This window comes from Streptomyces sp. NRRL WC-3605, assembly GCF_001509795.1.
GTDB classification, from domain to species: Bacteria; Actinomycetota; Actinomycetes; order Streptomycetales; family Streptomycetaceae; genus Streptomyces; species Streptomyces viridochromogenes.
The window spans coordinates 23,016-43,590 of the sequence record NZ_LLZN01000054.1; the positions used below are offsets into that span (position 1 = coordinate 23,016).

Genomic DNA, 20,575 nt, shown 5'->3' on the forward strand with positions numbered 1-20,575 from the left:
TCGTGCCTTCCAATCAGAGTGGGCCGGCGGTTAGTTGAGGTCGCTCGCCTTGATGTAGCCGGAGTCCACGACTTCCTTCTGGTAGTTGGTCTTGTCCACGGCGACCGGCTCCAGCAGGTAGGCCGGGACGACCTTCGAGCCGTTGTCGTAGGTCTTGGTGTCGTTGACCTCGGGCTTCTTCTTGTTGAGCAGGGCGTCGACCATGTTCGAGGCCACCTTGGCGAGTTCGCGGGTGTCCTTGTAGACGGTCATCGACTGCTCGTCGGCGATGATCGACTTCACCGAGGCGACCTCGGCGTCCTGGCCGGTGACGACCGGCAGCGGCTTGCTCTTGGAGCCGTAGTCGTCCGACTTCAGGGCCGAGAGGATGCCGATCGAGATGCCGTCGTACGGCGAGAGCACCGCGTCGACGCGCTCGCTCTTGTACGCCGAGGTCAGGATGTCGTCCATGCGCTTCTGGGCGGTGCCGCCGTCCCAGCGCAGGGTGGTGACCTGGTTGAGCGCGGTCTGCTTGGAGCGGACGACGAGCTGCTTCTTGTCGATGTAGGGCTGGAGCACCTTCATCGCGCCGCCGAAGAAGTAGCGGGTGTTGTTGTCGTCGTTGGAGCCGGCGAACAGCTCGATGTTGAACGGGCCCTTCTTGCCGTCCTTCAGGCCGAGCTTGTCGACGATGTAGCTGGCCTGGAGCTCGCCGACCTTCTCGTTGTCGAAGGAGGCGTAGTAGTCGACGTTCGGGGTGCCGAGGATCAGGCGGTCGTAGGAGATGACCGGGATGTCCGCGTCCTTGGCCTGCTGGAGGACGTTGTTCATCGACTTGTTGTCGATGGCCGCCACGATCAGCGCCTTGACGCCCTGGGTGATCAGGTTCTCGATCTGCGAGACCTGCTGGTCGGGGTCGTCCTCGCCGTAGACCAGCTTGGTCTTGTAGCCCTTGGACTGCAGGTCCTTGACGACGTTGTTGCCGTCGGCGATCCAGCGCTCGGAGGACTTGGTGGGCATCGCGATGCCGATCGTCGCCCCCTTCGTGCTGCCGTTGTCGTCCTTGCTGCCGCCGTCGCTGTCCTGGCCGCAGGCGGTCAGGGTCAGGGCGAGGGAGGCGACGGAGGCCGTGGCGGCGAGTGCGGCTCTGCGACTACGCATGATCATCATCCTTGATGTGAGTGGAGCGGGGCTCGGTCGTGCTCGGTCCGGTCAGGTCCGGGCGCTGCGTGGGCGATGCGAGGACGTGTCCGGGGCTGTTCGGGTCGGCTGGTCGGTCGACCGAGGGTGTGTGGGATTGTGTTCGACTGCGTCTGCTTCTGTGAAGGGGGTTTCGCCGGAACGTTATGCGCGCGTTTCGAAACGCGTCAGCGTGCCGGGCAGCCGGGAACCGAGGGGAGCCATCTCCCCGTCGGCCCCGTGCCGCGCCAGCAGGTCAAGGGCCAGCCGTCCACGCCGGACGCGTTCGCGGGCGGTGGCCAGCGTCAGCTCTCTGAGTTGATGGCCGTAGGGGTAGATGCCGGGGGCCTTGGAGAGCCCGAACTTCAGGTACAGCGGGGCGCCGCGCCGGATCAGCTCGGCGACCTCGTACATGCGCACATAGCCGCCGAGGTCGTCGGGGGCCTCGATGTACATGTCCATGGGGGCGGCGGAGACCCGCCGGATCTCCGTGAGGTGGTCCAGCGTCAGATCGCTCGGCACGTTCACCGAGTCGGCGCCCAGCCGCTCGTACACCGCGTACGCCGCCGGGTTGACCGGACCGATCAGGGCGCTGACCTTCAGGGTGGTGTCGGCCGGGATGATGCCCGTGGCGCGCGCCCGGTGCAGCGTCCACAGCACGCCCTCGTCGGCGACCAGGAGGCACTTCACGCCCAGTTCGGTGGCGCGCACGGCGTCCTCGACGCAGCCGGCCACCGCGTCGTGGCCGCGGGCGCGCAGCCCGGCCCCGCGGGAGTCGGTGCGGGTGGAGCCGCCGATGTCCCAGGTGCCGCGCGGGCCGGTGAACAGGCAGAGCTCGATGTCCCGTTCGGCCGTCGCCTCGACCATCTCGGTGATCTCGGCGTCGGTCAGCATCCACACGCCGCTGCCCTGGCTGATCCGGTGGATCGGCACGTCCAGCCGGGAGGCTTCCTTCAGGACGACGGCCAGCGCCTCGGGCCCCTCGCACGAGGGGATCTCGGTGCGCCAGCGGCCCCCGCCGGGGAAGGTGTGGGGCGAGGCGTCGGCGGGGGAGAGGTCGGGCGCGCCCAGGCCGAGGGCGGCGAGTGCCTGCTCGCCGGGTCGCCGGGTTGCGGAGGCGTCGGTCACGGGATGTCCTTAGTGTTCGGTATTTCGGACGAGGTTCGCGTCTCTGGGTGTGCGGGACCTCGGGAGTACGCCGGCACGGGGACCGTCAGGGAGCCCCCGTCCCGGCGTACGGCGACGGGCCGCTCACGGGCGGAGGAGAACCTTGCCCACCTTCGGGTCGCCGGAGCCCACGAGCTCGATCGCCTGCGGGAACTCCGTCAGCGGCAGTTCGTGCGTGACCAGCGGGAGCGGGTCGAGGAGGCCGGCGGAGAACACCCGCACCGCGTGCGCCCAGGCGTCCGGCGGGGCCCCGAAGACGGTGTGCACCTCCAGTTGGCGCACGACGAGATCGGTCGGGTCGAGCCCTCGCGCGCCCGGCGCCGGGATGCCGGTGAGCACCAGGCGCCCGCCCCGCCGCAGCAGCGCGGCCGAGGTGTGCGCGGCGTCGGCCGACCCGGCGGTCTCCACGACGACGTCGAAGTCGCCCGGCAGTTCCTCGTCCTTGGTGCGGAAGGCGGTGGCCCCGTACGCGCGCGCCAGCTGTTCCCGGTCGCGGCGCGTGCCCACCACCAGCAGCTCGCCGGGCGAGCCCGCCGCCAGGAACTGCACGGCGAACATCCCGAGCGTCCCGGTGCCGACCACCGCGACCCGCTCGCCCGGCCGGGCGCCCGCCTTCAGCGCGGCCGCCGCGATGCAGGCGGCCGGCTCCAGCAGGGCGGCGGCGGTGAGGTCGCAGTCGTCCGGCAGGACGTGCAGCAGCCGGGCCGGCAGCGTGAGCGTGGCCGCCATGGCGCCGGGCTGGGTGAACCCGGTCTCCTCGTACCCCGCCTCGCACAGCGTCGTCTCACCGGCGTGACAGCGGTCGCACACCTGGCAGTTGCGGAACCCCTCGCCGACGACCTTCCGGCCGACGAGCCGCTCCGGCACCCCGGCGCCGACGGCGGCGACCGTCCCGGACCACTCGTGGCCCGGCGTCAGCGGGTAACGGACGTACCCCTCGGGCCGGTTGCCCTGGTACAGCTCGCGGTCGCTGCCGCAGATGCCGGCGGCGTGCACCCGGACCAGCGCCTCGCCCGGACCGGGGTCACGGGGCGTGTGCGCGGCGAGCCGGTGCCGGCCGGGCGCCTCGACGACGACGGCGGTGCTCACCGCGTCCCCTTCGGCTTGCGCTGCTCCCAGCCCTCGGCCCACAGGTCGAACCGGGCCTGCTGCTGCGGGAACTCGGCGGCCGCGTCGGCGTCGAACTCCACGCCGAGCCCCGGGGCGTCGGAGAGGTGGAAGTAGCCGTCGACGACCTGCGGCGCGCCCTTGACCACCTTCTTGATCTCCGCGTCGGCGAAGTCGTTGAAGTGCTCCAGGATCTTGAAGTTCGGGGAGGTGAACCCGACCTGGAGGGAGGCGGCGGTGAGCACGGAACCGCCGACGTTGTGCGGGGCGACGAGCGTGTAGTGGGTCTCGGCGGTCGCCGCGAGCTTGCGGGTCTCCCAGATGCCGCCGATGTGGCCGACGTCGGGCTGGATGATGTCGGCGGCCTGGCTCTCGAACAGCTCCCGGAACTCGATCCGGTCGTGGATGCGCTCGCCGGTGGCGACCGGGATGTCGACCTTGGCGGCGACCTTCTCCAGCGCCTTCAGGTTCTCCGGCGGGCAGGGCTCCTCCAGCCAGGCGGGCTTGAACGGCGCCAGCTCGTGCGCCAGACGGACGGCGGTGGCGGGGGAGAAGCGGCCGTGCATCTCCAGCATCAGCTCGGCGTCGGGGCCGATGGCGTCCCGTACGGCCTCGATGAGGGAGACGGCGTAGAGGCTCTGCTCGTGGTCGAGCTCGAAGTGCCCGGTGCCGAAGGGGTCGATCTTCAGCGCCTTGTACCCGCGCTCCATCACCGCGCGGGCGGCCTTGTGGTACGCCTCGGGCGTGCGCTCGGTCGTGTACCAGCCGTTCGCGTACGCCTTCACCCTGTCGGTGACCTTGCCGCCGAGGAGCTGCCACACCGGCACCCCGAGCGCCTTGCCCTTGATGTCCCAGCAGGCCATCTCGATCACCGCGATGCCGGACATCACGATCTCGCCCGCGCGGCCGTAGTCGCCGTACTTCATACGGCGCACGAGGTCCTCGACGGCGAACGGGTCGGAGCCGAGGATGTGGTTGGCCTCGGCCTCCCGCAGATAGCCGATCAGCGCGTCGGTGTGGCCCAGCATCCGGGTCTCGCCGACTCCGGTCAGCCCTTCGTCGGTGTGCACCTGGACGTAGGTCAGATTGCGCCACGGCGTCCCGACCACATGTGTGCTGATTCCGGTGATACGCACGGCAGTTGCCCCTTGCTGCGTCGTCGGCCCATTCGGTTGTGCACCCGGCGATGTTCGATATTTCGTCACACGTTCGAAATGCTGACGTGACAGTAGGGAGGGGGCGACGGGGGTGTCAATGGGTCGCGCGCATAACGGTTTCGACACCACTCGCGGTCCCTGATCCGGCCGCTTCGTCGCGGAGCGTGCGGGGCGTGTCTGGCGTGTCGTGCCATATCCGCCAACTGGTCATGCCTCTGCGCATTGTTGTCCACAAAACTTTCACAGCGGTGACTAGGAACGGTAGGCGTCCGGAACCTAGTCTTCCCGCGTCATGGACTACTGCCACCCGTGCCGACGGCACCTGAACGGCGCACTCGCCTGTCCGGGGTGCGGCGCCACGACCGAACAGCCGCATGTGTACGCGGACGCCATGGCCGGCGCCGGGTACCCCCCGCCGGCCGGGCGGTCCCCGGGCGCGCCCGCGGCGTACGCGGGGCAGTACACCGGCGCGGAACCGGACGCCGCCGGGGACGCGCATCCCCTTGAGGACGCGCACGCCCCCGCGGACGACGGCGGGCCGGCCGAGGAGGCACCGACGGGCGGCCGGGCCGCGCGGCGGGCGGCGCAGCGCCGCGGCCGGGGCCGCCGGCGCGGCGGCGACGAGCGGGACGTCCACACCGTCCCCGAGGACGAGCAGGACGGCTACGACGACTCCGCGGAGTACGACGACCCGGAGGCGTACGACGACGAGGACGGCGACGCGGACGAGGCCGGGGCCGGTACGAGCCGCCGGGACCGCAAGGCCGCCGCACACCGCCGCAGACGGCGCCGGACCCTGCTCGTCGCCGCGGGCTTCGTCCTGGCCGCCGGCGGTCTGAGCCTCGCCGAACTCGGCATGGACGCCCCGGGCGACAACCCCCCGGCGGCCGCCGCCGGCGACTCCTCGGCGGAGGGTGCCGCCGAGGACGAGGTGCGGGCGTCGCCCGGCGCCACCGGCGCCGCCGCCCGCGCCGGGGCGGACACGGCCTCGGGGAACCCGTCCGCCTCCCCCTCGGCCTCCGCGTCCGGCAAGGACGAGGACAAGGGCAAGGACGACGAGGACGGGAAGAAGGGCGAGGACGCGGACGGGGACGGAACCCCGGACCCGGAGTCGCAGTCGGCGGGTACCGGCGCGGACACGCCGCCCCCGGCCCCCGACCCCACGCCGACGTCGGGCGGCGGGGGCGACCCCACGCCGACGCAGGACCCGGCCACCTCGGAGCCGACGCCCGACCCCAAGCCGACGGAGTGCAAGCGCTTCCTGTGGTGGTGCACGTAGGGAGTGGCCTCCCTCCGTGCGTGTCCCGCGCGGCGGGCGTCAGTCCGCCAGCATCCGGCGCAGAAGATCGCGCAGCGCCAGCCGCTCGTCCTCCGACAGGCCCGCCAGCGGCTCCCGGGCGAAGCGCAGGGACTCCCGCAGGCTCCGGGCCACCTGACGGCCCTCCCCGGTCGCGGCGGCCAGCTTCACCCGCCGGTCCGCCGGGTCCGGCCGCCGCTCCACCAGGCCCCGTGATTCCAGCCGGTCCACGATGCCGGTCACGTTCGAGGGCTCGCAGCGCAGCCGCTGCGCCAGCTTGCGCATCGGCAGCGGCTCCAGCGAGAGCAGGCTCAGCAGCCGTGCCTGGGCGCCGGTGAGCGCGTGCTCCGCGGCCGCCTCCTCGTACTCCGCGTGATAGCGGGCCACGACCGCTCCGATGAGATCGACGACCTCGAAGGTCAGCTCGTCCGGACGGTTCGTCTTGGGTGGGGTGGTCACTCGTCCAGGGTAACGGGTTACTTGACATCCTGAAATATTCAGGCGCATGGTTGTTTCAGGTACTGAAGTATTTTGATGGAAGGGCACCCCGTGATCAACCGCGAATGGCACCTCGTCTCCCGTCCCGTCGGCTGACCCAAGGCCGAGGACTTCGCCCTGGTCGAGACCGAGGTGCCGACTCCCGGCGACGGCCAGGTACTCGTCCGGAACACGTACCTCTCGGTGGACCCGTACATGCGGGGCCGCATGTCGGCCGCGAAGTCGTACGCCGCCCCCTACGAGCTCGGCAAGGTCATGCAGGGCGGCGCGGTCGGCGAGGTCGTGGCGTCGAACGCCGAGGGCATCGCGGTCGGCGACCACGTCCTGCACTTCTTCGGCTGGCGCGAGTACGCGGCCCTCGACGGCCGGCACGCCGTCAAGGTCGACCCCGGGGCCGCGCCCCTGTCCACGTACCTCGGCGTCCTCGGCATGACCGGCCTCACCGCCTACGCCGGGCTCCTGCGCACCGCCGCCTTCAAGGAGGGCGACGCGGTGTTCGTCTCCGGCGCGGCCGGTGCCGTCGGCAGCCAGGTCGGGCAGCTCGCGCGGCTCAAGGGCGCCTCGCGCGTCATCGGCTCCGCCGGCTCCGACGACAAGGTCAAGCTCCTGCTCGAGGAGTACGGCTTCGACGCCGCCTTCAACTACAAGAACGGCCCGGTGCGCGAGCAGCTGCGCGCCGCCGCCCCGGACGGCATCGACGTGTACTTCGACAACGTCGGCGGCGACCACCTGGAGGCGGCCATCGGCTCCCTCAACCGGGACGGCCGTATCGCCGTCTGCGGCATGATCTCCGTCTACAACGACACCGAGCCCGCCCCCGGCCCGCGCAACCTCGCCCGGCTGATCCAGACCCGCGGCCGGATCGAGGGCTTCCTGGTCGGCGACCACTACGACCTGCAGCCGCAGTTCGTCCAGGAGGTGGGCCCCTGGGTCGCCTCGGGCGAGCTGAAGTACCGCGAGACCGTGGTCGAGGGCATCGAGAACAACCTGGAGGCGTTCTTCGGCGTCCTGCGCGGCGACAACACCGGGAAGATGATCGTCAAGCTCTGACGGTGGTCCCGGAACGCGACGAGGCCGCACCCCCGTGCGTGGGGGCGCGGCCTCGCGTGGTCCCCGGCCGGACGGTCCTCGGCCCGGTGGCCGGCGGGTCAGACGGCCAGCGCCGCGGTGTGCACCGCCCGCACCAGCCGCACGTTCTCCGGGGCCGCCCCGCCCGGGAAGGCGAAGCGGCGCCGCGTGTAGCCGTACGCGAGACCGCTGCGCGGGTCGGCGAACGCCTGGGAGCCGCTCGCGCCGGCGTGCCCGAAGGAGCCGGCGCCCAGGAACGGGTACCACGGGTCCGAGACCGCCTGGAAGCCGAGCCCGAACGACTTGTACGTCCGGGACACCAGGTCCTGGCCGGTGGAGTGGATCTGGCCGACCTCGGCGACCGTGTCCGGCTTCAGCAGCGGCGGGCGCCCGCCCAGCCCGCTCACGGCGGCCGCGTACATGCCCGCCAGACCCCGCGCGGAGGCGACGCCGCCCGCCGAGGCGGGCCCGTTCGCCCGCACCGCACGGGAGTTGGGGTAGTCCGCCAGCTCACCCGGCATCGGCACATGCGTGTTGAACGCGATCGAGGCCAGCGTGTGCGGGCCCGTGGGTACGGCGTCCAGCTCCGCCTGCTGCTCCGGCGTCGGTTCCATCGGCTGCACCGGCCGGTAGCGGGACTCCAGGGCCTCGGGCAGCCCGAGGAAGAAGCCCAGGTCGTGCGGGGCGCGGACGCGCTCCTCGTAGATTTCCTGGAGGGTGCGGCCGGTGGCGCGCCGCACGACCTCGCCGGTCAGCGCGGCGATGCTGAGCGCGTGGTAGCCGAACGCCGTGCCCGGCCGCCACAACGGCCGCTGCCCGGCGAGGCGTTCCGCGATCGTCCGGTCGTCGGCCAGCTCGTCCGCCGTGAACCCGGCGTCGAGGCCCACGACCCCGGCGCGGTGCGCGATCAGCTCCCGCAGGGTGATCCGGGCCTTGCCCTCGGCGGCGAACTCCGGCCAGTAGGACGCCACCGCGCGGTCGAGGTCCAGCACGCCGTCCTGGACGAGCAGCGCCACCACGAGATGGGCCGCCCCCTTGGAGGACGAGAACACCCCGTAGAGGGAGTCGGCCCCGGCACCGGGGCCCGCCCACAGGTCGACGACCCGTCTGCCGTGCACGTACGCGGCGACCTGGCCCTCGTAGTCCGGCCGTTCCGCGGCCACGAACGCCGCGAACTCCTCCCGTACCGCCTCGAAGCCGTCCGCGACCGTGCCGTGGATCTCCGGTGTCATCCGCTCTCCTCATCCTGGCCCGTGATGTCCGCCGTGATCACAACACCCGCTCCGTCCCGGCCCATTCCCCCCCGGTGGGGCCCGCCCGGCCGCCGTGACCGGGCATCGAAGCGGCCGTGACGGCGGCGTGACACACCCCGTCTACAGTGATCCGCATGCGCGATCTCGGTGCCGGTTTCAGGTTTCTCCTCCAGGGCCAGCGATGGGTGGCCCGCCATGGCAGGCAGTACGGCTTCGGGCTGATCCCGGGCCTGATCACCCTGGTGCTGTACGCGGCCACGCTCGTGGCCCTCGCGCTGTGGGGCCAGGACCTCGTGAGCTGGTCGACCCCGTTCGCCGACGGCTGGGCGAGCCCCTGGCGGGGCCTGTTCCGCGGGCTGCTCACCGCCGTCCTGTTCGCCCTGGCCCTGCTGCTGTCCGTGGTCACCTTCACCGCCGTCACCCTGCTGATCGGCCAGCCCTTCTACGAGAGCCTCTCGGAGCGGGTCGACCGGGACGTCTCGCCCGACGGCACCGCGCCCGAGTCCGGACTGCCGCTCTGGCGCGAGCTGTGGATCTCGGGCCGCGACAGCCTGCGGATCGTGGTGCGCGCCGCCGTCTGGGGCGTGCTGCTGTTCGCGGCGGGATTCGTCCCGGTCGTCGGCCAGACGGCCGTCCCGGTGCTCGGTGTCGTCGTCACCGGCTTCTTCCTCACCGAGGAGCTGACCGCGGTCGCCCTCCAGCGCCGCCGCGTCGAGCTGCGCGACCGCCTGACGCTCCTGCGCTCGCGCAAGATGCTCGTCTGGGGCTTCGGCACCCCGCTCGCCGCCGCCTTCCTGGTGCCGTTCGTCGCGGTGTTCCTGATGCCCGGCGCGGTCGCGGGCGCCACGCTGATGGCCCGGGAGCTGTCGGGGGAGGAGACGCGGGAGGACGAGCCGGCCGAGCCCGAGGGCGAGAAGGTCACCTGGTGACCGGACTGCCGGCCGCCACCGTCAGGATCGTGCGCACCTGGGCGATGATGTCCAGCCGGTTGCGGACGAACTCCGGGTCCGTCACCGCCCCCGACACCGGATCGGTGTTGCCCGCCCCGAACTGCAGCACCGGCGTGTGCACATGCCCGCCCGGCAGCACGTCGTGCAGCCCCAGCCGGTCGCGCAGCAGCGTCGCCCGGTAGGCGATCTCGTTGGAGAGGTAGTCCCCGCCGCCCCCGGCCCGGGCGCTGGACCCGGGCGTCGGCCCGTCCGGCCGGACGACGGCCTCGGTGCCTCCCGCCGGGATCTCGGTCACGCTCGTGTTGTCGTACACGGGGAACCGGCCGGTGGGGGCGGCGACGATCGCCGCGTGCGGCAGGGTGGTCGTCGTCCACTGCGGCTGCGAGCCGGGGTCGGCGACCGGGACCGGTCCGGTGCTGGAGGCGTTCTCGTTGTCCGGGAACCCGCCCCGCCAGGCCCCGTTGGTCCTCTCCACGTCGAACCGCCCCACCCGTCCCTGGCTCACGGTCGTGAAGAGGTCGGCCCGCCCCAGGTACGGCCGCAGCGCCCGCTCCACCGTCCCTTCCGCGAAGTCCCGCCAGCGCACCGGGAACACGGCGGTCTCCACCCGCGCCGGACCGGCCGCCGTCTCCACGACCGTGCCGTCCAGCGCCAGCGCGGCCGCCCCCGAGGGGTTGGAGATACGGATGTCGCGGTCGAGGGTGAACGGGTCGAAGCCGGTGACCAGGATGCGCCGGACGCCCTTCTCGCGCGGCGGCCGGAGGTCGTCCTGCCCGCGCGAGGACCGCTCCAGCGCGTCCAGCAGCGCGGCCCGCCGTCCCTCGCCGAGGGCGAAGCCCGGCTCCCAGGTCCGCAGTTCCCGTGTCATCGTCAACCGGGCCCAGTACAGCGGCCGGTCGTCGTCCCGGCTCAGGTCGCCGCCCGCCGGTCCCCGCCCCTGCGCCCGGTCGACGGCCCGCCGCCACAGCGCCGTCCCGTGGCGCTCGACGGCCCGGCGGGCCGCCGCGTAGCCGTGCGCGCCGTCCAGGGCGCGAGCGAAGGCGGTGGTGGCGGTGCCGAACCCGGAGCGGCGCAGGATCTCCTGGGGGACCGGCTGGGAGAGCCGCTGCTCCTCGACGGTGGGCGCGGCGGCCGTTTCGGCGGCGGCGGTGCCGGTGGCGGGCGCGGCGAGGCCGGTCAGCAGGGCCAGGGCGAGCACTCCGGTCCGAACACGGGGGGATATCACGGCAGTTCGGGTCCTTCCGTCACGGTGGGGGTCGTGCGGGACGCCGGAAGTATCGCGTGACGGGAGAGGTCCACGCCATGGTGCGTGCGGCCCGTCCGTCCACCGCCGTCAGTCCGGCCGCTCGCCCAGCAGCCGCAGGAAGTCCCGGAACGCGCCCGGCATGTCCACCGACGCGGGGTCCAGCAGCCACTGGTACTGCAGCCCGTCCATGACGGCGACCAGCAGCGGGGCGGTGCGCTCGGGCGTCAGACCGTTCGGCAGCCGGTCGCCGTACTCGGAGCGCAGCATCTCCGCCATGCTCGCCCGCACCCGGGTGTACCGCTCGGAGAAGAACGCCCGCGCCGGGTGGTCGTCCGTCACGCTCTCGCCGAGCAGCGCCGAGAAGGTCTGGACGATTCCGGGCCGCATCGCGTTGTACTCGACCAGCGCGGCGAGCAGATCGACCCGCCACCGGCTGTCCGGCACGGCGTCCCACCGGTCCCGCTCCTGGAGCACGGCGACGAGCAGCGCGTCCTTGGTCGGGAAGTGGTGCATCAGGCCCTGCTGGGTGAGCCCCACCCGTTCGGCGACCGCGGCCAGGCTCGCGCCCCGGTAGCCGCGCTCGGCGATCACCTCCAGCGCCGCCCGGACGATCTCGGCGCGGCGCTCCTCGCCCCTGACCCTCGCGTTCATGGCGTCACCGTACGGGATGCGCCCACCCCTTATGTAACACGCGGATAACGAAACCTACCAGTCGACAGGTGACCGATGCAGGATGGTGCCACAGCCCGGACTCGACGAGGAGGCACCGCGATGGCGGGAACGCGCACCCAGGCCGACGCAGCACGGGAGACGGTCGTGGAGGCGGCCCTCGCCCGGCTCGACCTCGACGCGAAGACACGGCTGCTCTCCGGCCAGGACATGTGGACCCTGCCCGCCCTGCCCGGGATCGGCCTGCCCTCCCTCGTGATGTCCGACGGCCCGATCGGCGTCCGCGGGGTGCGCTGGACCGCCGACGACCCCTCCGTCGCCCTGCCGTCCCCGACCGCTCTCGCCGCCGCCTGGGACCCGGACCTCGCCCGCCGCGCCGGTGTCCTCCTCGCCCAGGAGGCCCGCCGCAAGGGCGTCCACGTCCTGCTCGCCCCTACCGTCAACCTGCACCGCTCGCCGCTCGGCGGACGCCACTTCGAGGCGTACAGCGAGGACCCGTACCTCACCGGGGTCATCGGCGCGGGCTATGTGGCGGGTGTCCAGTCCGGCGGCGTCGGCACCACCGTGAAGCACTTCGTCGCCAACGACGCCGAGACCGAGCGCTTCACGGTGAACAACGTCGTCGGCGAACGCGCCCTGCGCGAGCTGTATCTGGCGCCCTTCGAGCACATCGTGGAACACGCCCGCCCCTGGGGCGTGATGACGGCGTACAACACGGTCAACGGCACGACCATGACCGAGCACCGCCGCCTCGTCGAGGAGGTGCTGCGCGGCGAGTGGGGCTTCGACGGCGTCAACGTCTCCGACTGGGCCGCCGCCCGCGACACCGCCGCCGCCCTCGACGGCGGCCTCGACATCGCCATGCCCGGCCCCCGCACCGTCTACGGCGAAGCCCTCGCCCGGGCCGTCCGCGCCGGCGAGGTCCCCGAGACCCGGGTCGACGACGCGGTACGCAACGTCCTGCGGCTGGCCGCCCGCGTCGGCATCCTCCCCGGCGCCGAACCGGCCGTCACCGAGCTCCCGCCGGAGACCGACGGCCCCGCCCTCGCCCGCGAGATCGCCCGCCGCTCCTTCGTCCTGGTCCGCAACCAGGACGCCCTTCCGCTGCCGCCCGGCGGCACGGTCGCCCTGATCGGCGGCGCCGCCCGCGACGCCCGGGCCCTCGGCGGCGGCTCCGCGACCGTCTTCCCGGACCACACCGTCTCCCCGCTCGACGGCCTCACCGCCGCCCTCCCGGAGGGCGCCCTGACCTACGCCGTCGGCGCCGACCCCAGCACCGAACTCGGCGTCGCCGACCGCGGCTTCACCCTGCGGGCCGTGTGCCGGGACGCCGACGGGAACGTCCTCGGCACCGGCTCGGCGCCCAGCGGGCACATCCAGTGGATGGGCTCCGACCTCCCCGACGGCGTCACCCACGAGACCCTGCACAGCGTCGAGCTGACCGGCACGTTCACCCCGCGCGTCAGCGGCGCCCACACCTTCGGCATCAAGGGCATCGGCGCCTTCGCGCTCGTCATCGACGGCACGACGTACTACGACGACGTCCAGCGCCCCACCAAGGACGACCCCTTCATCAGCTTCTTCGGCGCTCCCGTCCCGCGTGCCCAGCCCGAACTCACCGCCGGCACCCCCGTCGAGGTCTCCCTCACCTATGTCGTAGAGCACCCCGAGGGCGCCCCGCTGAGGGTCGTCGGCTTCACGCTCGCGCACCAGGAGCCGCTGCGCGACCCCGGCGAGCTCATCGCCGAGGCCGCCGAGGCCGCGCGCGCCGCCGACACCGCCGTCGTCGTTGTCGCCACCACCGAACGCGTCGAGTCGGAGGGCTTCGACCGCACCGACCTGCGGCTGCCCGGCCGCCAGGACGACCTGGTCAGCGCCGTCGCCGCCGCCAACCCGCGCACGGTCGTCGTCGTGAACTCCGGCTCCCCGGTGGAGCTGCCGTGGCGTGAGGAGGTCGCCGCCGTGCTGCTCGGCTGGTTCCCGGGGCAGGAGGGCGGCGCGGCCCTCGCCGACGTGCTCACCGGCGCCGAGGAGCCCGGCGGCCGGCTGCCCACCACCTGGGGACCGCTTGCCGACGCCCCGGTCACCGAGGTCGTCCCCACCGACGGCGAACTCGTCTACTCCGAGGGCGTCTTCATCGGCTACCGCGCCTGGGAGCAGGCGGGCCGTGCCCCGGCGTACCCGTTCGGGCACGGCCTCGGCTACACCACGTGGACGTACGAGTCCGCCGAGGTCAAGGGCAGCACGGTCCGGGTGCGGGTACGCAACACCGGAGAGCGGCCGGGCCGCGAGGTCGTCCAGGTCTACCTGGCGCCCGCGGAGCCGGACGCCGAGCGGCCGGCGCGGTGGCTCGCCGGGTTCGCCGGGGTGCAGGCCGGGCCGGGCGAGAGCGGCGAGGCCGTGATCGAGTTGCCCCGCCGGGCTTTCGAGGTGTGGGACGAGACGACCGGGGCGTGGACCTTTGTGAAGGGTTCGTACGAGATTCAGCTCGGACGCTCGATCTCCGACCGCAGGCTGACCGCGACGATTAACGTCTGACCCGGGAGAAGTACCCAGGAACAGCCCCGGTCCGGGCCCTGACACCGGGACCGGGGCTCGGGCCTTCCTCCGCCCGTCAGCGCGCCGAGAAGGCGTACACCGTCTCCGACCGGTACGTCTCGCCGGGCCGCAGCACCGTGCTCGGGAACTCCGGCCGGTTCGGGGAGTCCGGGAAGTGCTGGGTCTCCAGCGCGATGCCGTCGCCGGGGGAGAAGGGCTCGTCCAGCTTGTCGGCCGTGTACAGCTGCAGGCCCGGTTCGGTCGTGGCCACCGTCAGCGCCCGCCCGGTCGAGGGGTCGTACAGCTCGGCGACCTCCCGCGCGTCCTGGGTCACGCCCTTGTCCAGCACGAAGTTGTGGTCGTACCCGGAGCCGACCTTGCGGAGCCGGCGGAAGTCGAAACGGGTGCCCGTGACGTCCTCCAGCGCGCCGGTCGGGATCAGGTCCGTGTCGACCGGGGTGAACCGGGAGGCCGCCAGGCGCAGTTCATGGCCGCCCGCGTCACCGGAGGCCGCCCCCGCGAGGTTGAAGTAGCTGTGGTTGGTCAGACTGACCACGGTCGGCGCGTCCGTCACCGCCTCGTACACGAACCGCAGCGCCCCGCCGGCCTCCAGGGTGTACGTCGCCGTCACCTCCAGGCGCCCCGGGAAGCCCTCCTCGCCGTGCGGACTGACCCGGGTCAGGCGCAGCCCGTGCTCCACGGGCGTCACGTCCCACACACGCTTGTCGAAGCCCCGGGCGCCGCCGTGCAGCGAGTTGGGCGGGGTGTTCGGGTCGAGCGCGTAGGTCACTCCGTCCAGCGGGAAACGGCCGCCCGCGATCCGGTTGGCGTACCGCCCGATCAGAGCGCCGAGGTACGGCCCGGGATGCGTCACGTACCCGTCGAGATCGGCGAAACCGAGGACCACGTCGGCCGTCCGGCCGTCACGGTCGGGCACCTCCAGTGACTGCACGATCCCGCCGTACGACAGGACTCGCACCCGAACGCCCGCGCGCTCCAGGGTCCAGCGATGGACCTTCGTGCCGTCGGAAAGTGTGCCGAAGTGTTCGCTCATGAGCGGAACACTAGTTCGTGACCGTCCGGTAGGCGATCTCCGCCAGCCGCGCCTGACCGTCGACGCTCGGATGGAAGAAGTCCCACTGGCTCAACTGCGCCCGGCCGAACCGGAAGTCGTACACCGCCCCGCCGTCGAACCGGCAGCGGCGGTCCTTCGCGCACACGTCCTTCAGCGCCTTGTTGTACGCCTCGACCCGGCCCTGCACGGTCGCCCGGCGCTCGTTCGCCGCCGCCGTCAAGGACTCCGCGTCCCCCAGCATCGACGGGCAGATCCCCAGCTTCCACACCTGCCGGCCCATCGGGCTCGAGCGGCCCTGCTCCCACAGCCGCATCAGATTCGGCACGCTCGCCACGTACACCTGGGACTTCGGCAGCGACCGGCGCAGCGTGCGCAGCGCCTCCTCGAAGCTCGCGCGGAACTCGGCCACCGGCGTCATCGAGCCGACCGACCTGCGGCAGGCGTCGTTGGCGCCCGCCATCACCGCGACCAGCTGCGGCCGGTGCGTCACGGCCCGGGCCATCTGGCCGGGGACGTCCTCCATCCGGGCCCCGGTCACCGCGTGGTTCCAGCTGTGCTCCGCCGCCCTCGCCCGGCCGAGCAGCCGTACCGCCAGGCTGTCGACCGCCGGACGGGTGCCGGTCGCCCAGGACACCTCCGGGCAGTCCGACAGGACCGCACAGGCGTCGAAGCCGGTGGTGATCGAGTCGCCGACCGCCGCGACCGAGGCGGGACTTCGGTCCCACACCGGCGTCGGCTTCGGCGTGGGCCGCCCGCCGCGCGCCTCCGTGCCCGACGGGGCGGGGGACGCGCCGCCCACCGCGTCACAGCCGGACACGCCCAGCACGGCCGCGGTCACGGCGGCGAGGACAGCGCGTGTGACACCACGTCGCTTCCGCATACCCGTCCATCCCCTCGTCGGAGCCGTCAGTGTGTCCAACCCATGACACCGCACCCGGGTTCCCGGCCCGCGCATGCAACGGCTCACACCCGTACAGGCGTCCTGCCGGGTGAATGGCGGGCGTTTCACGGCCCCGGGACCGACGGTACGTCACACTCCTTGCCCCGCCGCACGGTAGCCTCGCCATCAAACGTGGCTCCCCGGCCACGCTCGTCCGCCAGTTCGCACAATGTCCGCTCAGCCCGGAGGTCCCGGTGACGACACGTGGAGTTCTGTACGTGCACTCCGCGCCGCGCGCGATGTGCCCGCACGTCGAGTGGGCCGTCGCCGGGGTGCTCGGCACGCGCGTCAACCTCGACTGGATCCGGCAGCCCGCCGCGCCCGGCACCTGGCGCTCGGAGTTCTCCTGGCAGGGCGAGGCCGGCACGGCGTCCAAGCTGGCGTCCGCCCTGCGCGGCTGGCAGCTGCTGCGCTTCGAGGTGACCGCCGAGCCCTGCCCCACCGCCGAGGGCGAGCGCTACAGCTGCACCCCCGACCTGGGCATCTTCCACGCCGTCACGGGCATGCACGGCGACATCCTGATCCCCGAGGACCGGCTGCGCGCCGCCCTGACGCGCGCCCAGCGCGAGGAGGCGGACCTGGAGGCGGAGATCGCCAAGCTCCTCGGCAAGCCGTGGGACGACGAACTGGAACCCTTCCGGTACGCGGGCGAGGGCGCGCCGGTGCGCTGGCTGCACCAAGTGGTCTGACGGACGGTCCGACAGCGGTCCGACACCCGCTCACCCCCGGGCACACGAAAGGGCCCCCGCCTCGAAGGCGGGGGCCCTTCCCGTGCGTACGGGGGTCGCTCAGACCGTCCGGAACGCCAGGACCACGTTGTGCCCGCCGAAGCCGAACGAGTCGTTCAGCGCGGCGATACGGCCCTCCACGGGCAGCTTGCGGGCCTCGCCGCGGACCACGTCGGCGTTCGCCTCGGCCTCCGGGTCGAGGTTCTCCACGTTGATGGTCGGCGGGGCCACCCGGTGGTAGAGCGCCAGCACGGCCGCCACGCTCTCGACACCGCCGGCACCGCCCAGCAGGTGACCGGTCATCGACTTGGTGGCGGAGACGGCCATGTGGTCGGCGTCGTCGCCGAAGACCTTGCGCAGCGCCTTCAGTTCGGCGATGTCACCGGCCGGCGTCGACGTGGCGTGCGCGTTCACGTGCACGATCTCCGCCGGGTCCAGGTCGGTGCGGTCCAGCAGGTTCTGCAGGGCGTGCGAGATGCCGCGGCCCTCCGGCTCCGGCTGCACGATGTCGTGCGCGTCGGCCGAGATGCCCTGCCCGACCGCCTCCGCGTACACGCGGGCACCGCGCTTCGCGGCGTGCTCGGCGGACTCCAGGACGATCACACCGGCGCCCTCGCCGAGGACGAAGCCGTCGCGGGCGACGTCGTAGGGACGCGACGCGCCCTGCGGGTCGTCGTTGTTCTTGGACATCGCCATCATGTTGCCGAACGCGGCGATCGGCAGCGGGTGGATGGCCGCCTCCGTGCCGCCCGCGATCACGACGTCGGCACGGCCGGTGCGGATCATCTCGATGGCGTAGCCGATGGCCTCGGCGCCCGAGGCGCACGCCGACACCGGCGTGTGCACGCCCGCGCGGGCGCCCACGGCCAGACCGACGTTGGCGGAGGGGCCGTTCGGCATCAGCATGGGGACGGTGTGCGGGGAGACGCGGCGGACGCCCTTCTCCTTCAGCACGTCGTACTGGTCGAGCAGCGTCGTCACGCCGCCGATGCCGGAGGCGATGACCGCGCCCAGCCGGTCGGGGTCGACGTTCGGGTCCTCACCGGCCTTGGCCTCGAACCCGGCGTCCTTCCAGGCCTCCTGGGCGGCGATCAGCGCGAACTGCGCCGAACGGTCCAGACGGCGGGCCTGCGGCCGCGGGATGACCTCGGTGGGCTCCACGGCGATCGTCGCGGCGATACGGACCGCCTGGTCGGCGGCCCAGTCCTGCTCCAGGGGCTTGACGCCGGAACGTCCGGCGACGAGGCCCTCCCAGGTAGAGGCTGCGTCGCCACCCAGCGGTGTGGTTGCGCCGATACCGGTGACGACCACGGTGCGATTGGTCGGGCTCACGGGAATTCTTTCTCCAACGGATACGAGGATTCAGCGGCGCCACCGCCGGGTGGCGGGGCAGTCGGCCCAAGGGCCTGATCGGCGGATCAGCCCTGGTGCTTGAGGATGTAGTCGGTCGCGTCGCCGACGGTCTTGAGGTTCTTGACGTCCTCGTCGGGGATCTTCACGTCGAAGCGCTCCTCGGCGGCGACGACGACCTCGACCATGGACAGCGAGTCGACGTCCAGGTCGTCGGTGAAGGACTTGTCCAGCTGGACGTCCTCGACCGGGATGCCGGCGATCTCGTTGACGATGTCGGCGAGACCGGCGACGATCTCTTCCTGAGTGGCGGCCATGGTGGCGCTCCTTCGTTGTTGTTCAGGTTCTTCAGAGGGTTGGGCGCCCGCCGCACGAGCGGCAGGTGGTGCGCGTCCCGTGCCGGTTCACATGATCCGGCACGGAGTGCCTAGGGGAGAGTAACGACCGTGGCGGCGTAGACGAGACCCGCCCCGAATCCGATGACGAGCGCGGTGTCGCCGCTCTTCGCCTCACCGGTCGCCAGGAGCCGCTCCATCGCGAGCGGGATCGAGGCGGCCGAGGTGTTGCCGGTGGTGCGCACGTCACGGGCGACCGTCACGTGCTCCGGCAGCTTGAGAGTCTTCACCATCGAGTCGATGATCCGCTCGTTGGCCTGGTGCGGGATGAAGACGTCCAGGTCGTCCGGGGTGATCCCGGCCGCGTCCAGCGCCTGCTGGGCGACCTTCGCCATCTCGAACACGGCCCAGCGGAAGACCGCCTGGCCCTCCTGCGTGATCGCGGGGAACTTGTCCGTGGAGCTGTCGTACTCGTTCCACGGCACGGTCTGCTTGATCGTCTCGGACTTGTCGCCCTCGGAACCCCAGACCGTGGGGCCGATCGCCGGCTCCTGGGAGGGGCCCACGACGACCGCGCCGGCGCCGTCGCCGAACAGGAAGGCCGTGGCGCGGTCCTCCAGGTCGGTCAGGTCGCTCAGCCGCTCCACGCCGATGACGAGGACGTACTCCGCCGAACCCTCGACGATCATGCCCTTGGCGAGGGTGAGGCCGTAGCCGAAGCCCGCGCAGCCGGCCGAGATGTCGAAGGCGGCGGCCTTGTTCGTGCCGAGCTTGTCGGCGATCTCGGTCGCGACGGCCGGGGTCTGCTTGAAGTGCGAGACGGTCGAGACGATCACGCCGCCGATCTGCTCGGCCGCGATGCCGGCGTCGGCGATCGCCTTGCCGGACGCCTCGATCGACATCGCGGCGACCGTCTCCTCGTCGTTCGCCCAGTGCCGCGTCTGGATGCCGGAGCGCGAACGGATCCACTCGTCGGACGAGTCGATCTTCTCCAGGATCACCTCGTTGGGCACCACCCGCGTGGGCCGGTACCCGCCCACACCGAGGATGCGTGCGTACGGGGCGCCCTTGCTGGGCTTCAGCTTCGCCATGCTCCGGGGCTCCTTGTCAGGCGTGCTCTGCGACGAGCTCGCGAGCAGCGTCGAGATCGTCGGGGGTCTTCAGCGCCAGGGTCTTCACACCCGGCAGCGCGCGCTTGGCCAGACCGGTCAGCGTGCCGCCGGGGCACGCCTCGATCAGGGCCGTCACGCCGAGCTCCTTGAAGGTCTCCATGCACAGATCCCAGCGGACCGGGTTGGCGACCTGGCCGACGAGGCGCTCCAGCACCTCGGCGCCGGTGGTGACCGCGTGGCCGTCCTTGTTGGAGACGTAGGCGACCTTCGGGTCGGCGGGGACGAGCTCCTTGGCGGCCTCGGCCAGCTTGTCCACGGCCGGGCCCATGTGGTGCGTGTGGAACGCGCCGGCGACCTTCAGCGGGACGACCTTGCGCACGCCCTCGGGCTTGTCCTCGCCCAGCGCGGCCAGCTGCTCCATGGTGCCGGCGGCCACGATCTGCCCGGCGCCGTTCATGTTCGCCGGGGTCAGGCCCAGCTTCTCCAGGTGCGCGACGCTGACCTCGGGGTCGCCGCCGAGCAGCGCCGACATGCCGGTCTCGGTGATCGCGGCGGCCTCGGCCATCGCCAGGCCCCGCTTGCGCACGAGGGTCAGCGCGGCGGTGTCGTCGAGGACGCCCGCGTAGGCGGCCGCGGTGATCTCACCGACGCTGTGGCCGGCGACGGCGCCGGGGACGATGTCACCCAGTGCCGCGGCGGACAGCAGGCCGGCCGCGACCAGCAGCGGCTGGGCCACCGCGGTGTCCCGGATGGCGTCCGCGTCGGCCTGCGTCCCGTAGTGGGCGAGGTCCAGTCCGATGGCGTCCGACCAGGCGCCGAGGCGGTCGGCGGCACCGGGCAGTTCGAGCCAGGGGGTCAGGAAGCCGGGCGTCTGGGCGCCCTGGCCGGGAGCGACGAGTACGAGCACTCTCACACTCTCTCTTGGGG

At 72.4% G+C, this 20,575-nt stretch carries 18 protein-coding genes and 1 pseudogene; 5 read left to right on the forward strand and 14 right to left on the reverse strand.

The window, feature by feature from the left end; all coding sequences use genetic code 11:
- Positions 1-30: 30 nt before the first annotated feature.
- From chvE to ADL34_RS16245, 4 genes are all read right to left on the reverse strand, one after another.
- Entirely contained in the window at positions 31-1,140 is a 1,110-nt protein-coding gene (gene chvE, locus ADL34_RS16230) for a multiple monosaccharide ABC transporter substrate-binding protein (RefSeq protein WP_360558623.1), read from the reverse strand.
- A gap of 183 nt (positions 1,141-1,323) precedes the next feature.
- A complete protein-coding gene (locus tag ADL34_RS16235; RefSeq protein WP_062667233.1) occupies positions 1,324-2,286 on the reverse strand; it encodes a hypothetical protein in 963 nt (320 codons plus the stop codon).
- 123 nt (positions 2,287-2,409) lie between these two features.
- Positions 2,410-3,414, reverse strand: a complete 1,005-nt coding sequence (locus tag ADL34_RS16240) for a zinc-dependent alcohol dehydrogenase (protein ID WP_062667235.1) — start codon at positions 3,412-3,414, stop codon at positions 2,410-2,412.
- Positions 3,411-4,568, reverse strand: a complete 1,158-nt coding sequence (locus tag ADL34_RS16245) for a mandelate racemase/muconate lactonizing enzyme family protein (protein WP_062667237.1) — start codon at positions 4,566-4,568, stop codon at positions 3,411-3,413. Before ADL34_RS16245 ends, ADL34_RS16240 begins: the two co-directional genes overlap by 4 nt.
- A 313-nt stretch (positions 4,569-4,881) precedes the next feature.
- Between ADL34_RS16245 and ADL34_RS34855 the strand changes: the two genes are divergently transcribed.
- Positions 4,882-5,868 (forward strand): SCO2400 family protein, encoded by a 987-nt coding sequence (locus ADL34_RS34855; protein ID WP_062667239.1) that lies wholly within the window; start codon positions 4,882-4,884, stop codon positions 5,866-5,868.
- A gap of 39 nt (positions 5,869-5,907) precedes the next feature.
- On the opposite strand, the gene ADL34_RS16255 is transcribed toward ADL34_RS34855, so the two are convergent.
- Positions 5,908-6,345: a MarR family winged helix-turn-helix transcriptional regulator gene (locus ADL34_RS16255; RefSeq protein ID WP_062667246.1), complete on the reverse strand. Its 438-nt coding sequence runs from the start codon at positions 6,343-6,345 to the stop codon at positions 5,908-5,910.
- Between the two features lie 75 nt (positions 6,346-6,420).
- Between ADL34_RS16255 and ADL34_RS16260 the strand changes: the two are divergent.
- A pseudogene (locus ADL34_RS16260) lies at positions 6,421-7,434 on the forward strand (NADP-dependent oxidoreductase).
- A gap of 98 nt (positions 7,435-7,532) precedes the next feature.
- On the opposite strand, the gene ADL34_RS16265 reads toward ADL34_RS16260, so the two are convergent.
- Positions 7,533-8,684: a serine hydrolase domain-containing protein gene (locus ADL34_RS16265; protein ID WP_062667248.1), complete on the reverse strand. Its 1,152-nt coding sequence runs from the start codon at positions 8,682-8,684 to the stop codon at positions 7,533-7,535.
- Between the two features lie 155 nt (positions 8,685-8,839).
- On the opposite strand from ADL34_RS16265, the gene ADL34_RS16270 reads away from it, so the two are divergent.
- Complete coding sequence (locus ADL34_RS16270) at positions 8,840-9,634, forward strand: EI24 domain-containing protein (protein WP_062667250.1); 795 nt, start codon at positions 8,840-8,842, stop codon at positions 9,632-9,634.
- Here the strand turns inward: ADL34_RS16270 and ADL34_RS16275 are convergent.
- Entirely contained in the window at positions 9,624-10,880 is a 1,257-nt protein-coding gene (locus tag ADL34_RS16275) for a pyroglutamyl peptidase (protein ID WP_079034109.1), read from the reverse strand. The genes ADL34_RS16270 and ADL34_RS16275 overlap by 11 nt on opposite strands.
- 108 nt (positions 10,881-10,988) lie before the next feature.
- Complete coding sequence (locus ADL34_RS16280; RefSeq protein ID WP_062667252.1) at positions 10,989-11,570, reverse strand: TetR/AcrR family transcriptional regulator; 582 nt, start codon at positions 11,568-11,570, stop codon at positions 10,989-10,991.
- A 102-nt stretch (positions 11,571-11,672) separates the two neighbouring features.
- Between ADL34_RS16280 and ADL34_RS16285 the strand changes: the two genes are divergently transcribed.
- The gene (locus ADL34_RS16285) at positions 11,673-14,108 is read left to right on the forward strand and encodes a glycoside hydrolase family 3 protein (RefSeq protein ID WP_062667255.1); all 2,436 of its coding nucleotides are present in this window, start codon (positions 11,673-11,675) and stop codon (positions 14,106-14,108) included.
- Between the two features lie 76 nt (positions 14,109-14,184).
- On the opposite strand, the gene ADL34_RS16290 is transcribed toward ADL34_RS16285, so the two are convergent.
- Both ADL34_RS16290 and ADL34_RS16295 read right to left on the reverse strand, forming a co-directional pair.
- Complete coding sequence (locus ADL34_RS16290) at positions 14,185-15,162, reverse strand: aldose epimerase family protein (protein ID WP_062667257.1); 978 nt, start codon at positions 15,160-15,162, stop codon at positions 14,185-14,187.
- A gap of 10 nt (positions 15,163-15,172) precedes the next feature.
- Positions 15,173-16,063, reverse strand: a complete 891-nt coding sequence (locus tag ADL34_RS16295) for an SGNH/GDSL hydrolase family protein (RefSeq protein ID WP_062667259.1) — start codon at positions 16,061-16,063, stop codon at positions 15,173-15,175.
- 254 nt (positions 16,064-16,317) lie between these two features.
- Between ADL34_RS16295 and ADL34_RS16300 the strand changes: the two genes are divergently transcribed.
- Positions 16,318-16,812, forward strand: a complete 495-nt coding sequence (locus ADL34_RS16300) for a DUF3145 domain-containing protein (RefSeq protein ID WP_062667262.1) — start codon at positions 16,318-16,320, stop codon at positions 16,810-16,812.
- Positions 16,813-16,911: 99 nt separating this feature from the next.
- Here the strand turns inward: ADL34_RS16300 and fabF are convergent, their stop codons facing one another.
- From fabF to ADL34_RS16320, 4 genes are all read right to left on the reverse strand, one after another.
- On the reverse strand, positions 16,912-18,183 hold the full coding sequence (gene fabF / locus ADL34_RS16305; RefSeq protein ID WP_062667264.1) for a beta-ketoacyl-ACP synthase II: 1,272 nt from the start codon (positions 18,181-18,183) through the stop codon (positions 16,912-16,914).
- 86 nt (positions 18,184-18,269) lie between these two features.
- Complete coding sequence (locus tag ADL34_RS16310) at positions 18,270-18,518, reverse strand: acyl carrier protein (RefSeq protein WP_004001566.1); 249 nt, start codon at positions 18,516-18,518, stop codon at positions 18,270-18,272.
- Between the two features lie 110 nt (positions 18,519-18,628).
- On the reverse strand, positions 18,629-19,627 hold the full coding sequence (locus ADL34_RS16315; protein ID WP_062667266.1) for a ketoacyl-ACP synthase III: 999 nt from the start codon (positions 19,625-19,627) through the stop codon (positions 18,629-18,631).
- A 16-nt stretch (positions 19,628-19,643) separates the two neighbouring features.
- Positions 19,644-20,555, reverse strand: coding sequence for an ACP S-malonyltransferase (locus ADL34_RS16320; RefSeq protein ID WP_062667268.1), 912 nt, complete (start codon positions 20,553-20,555; stop codon positions 19,644-19,646).
- Positions 20,556-20,575: the final 20 nt, after the last annotated feature.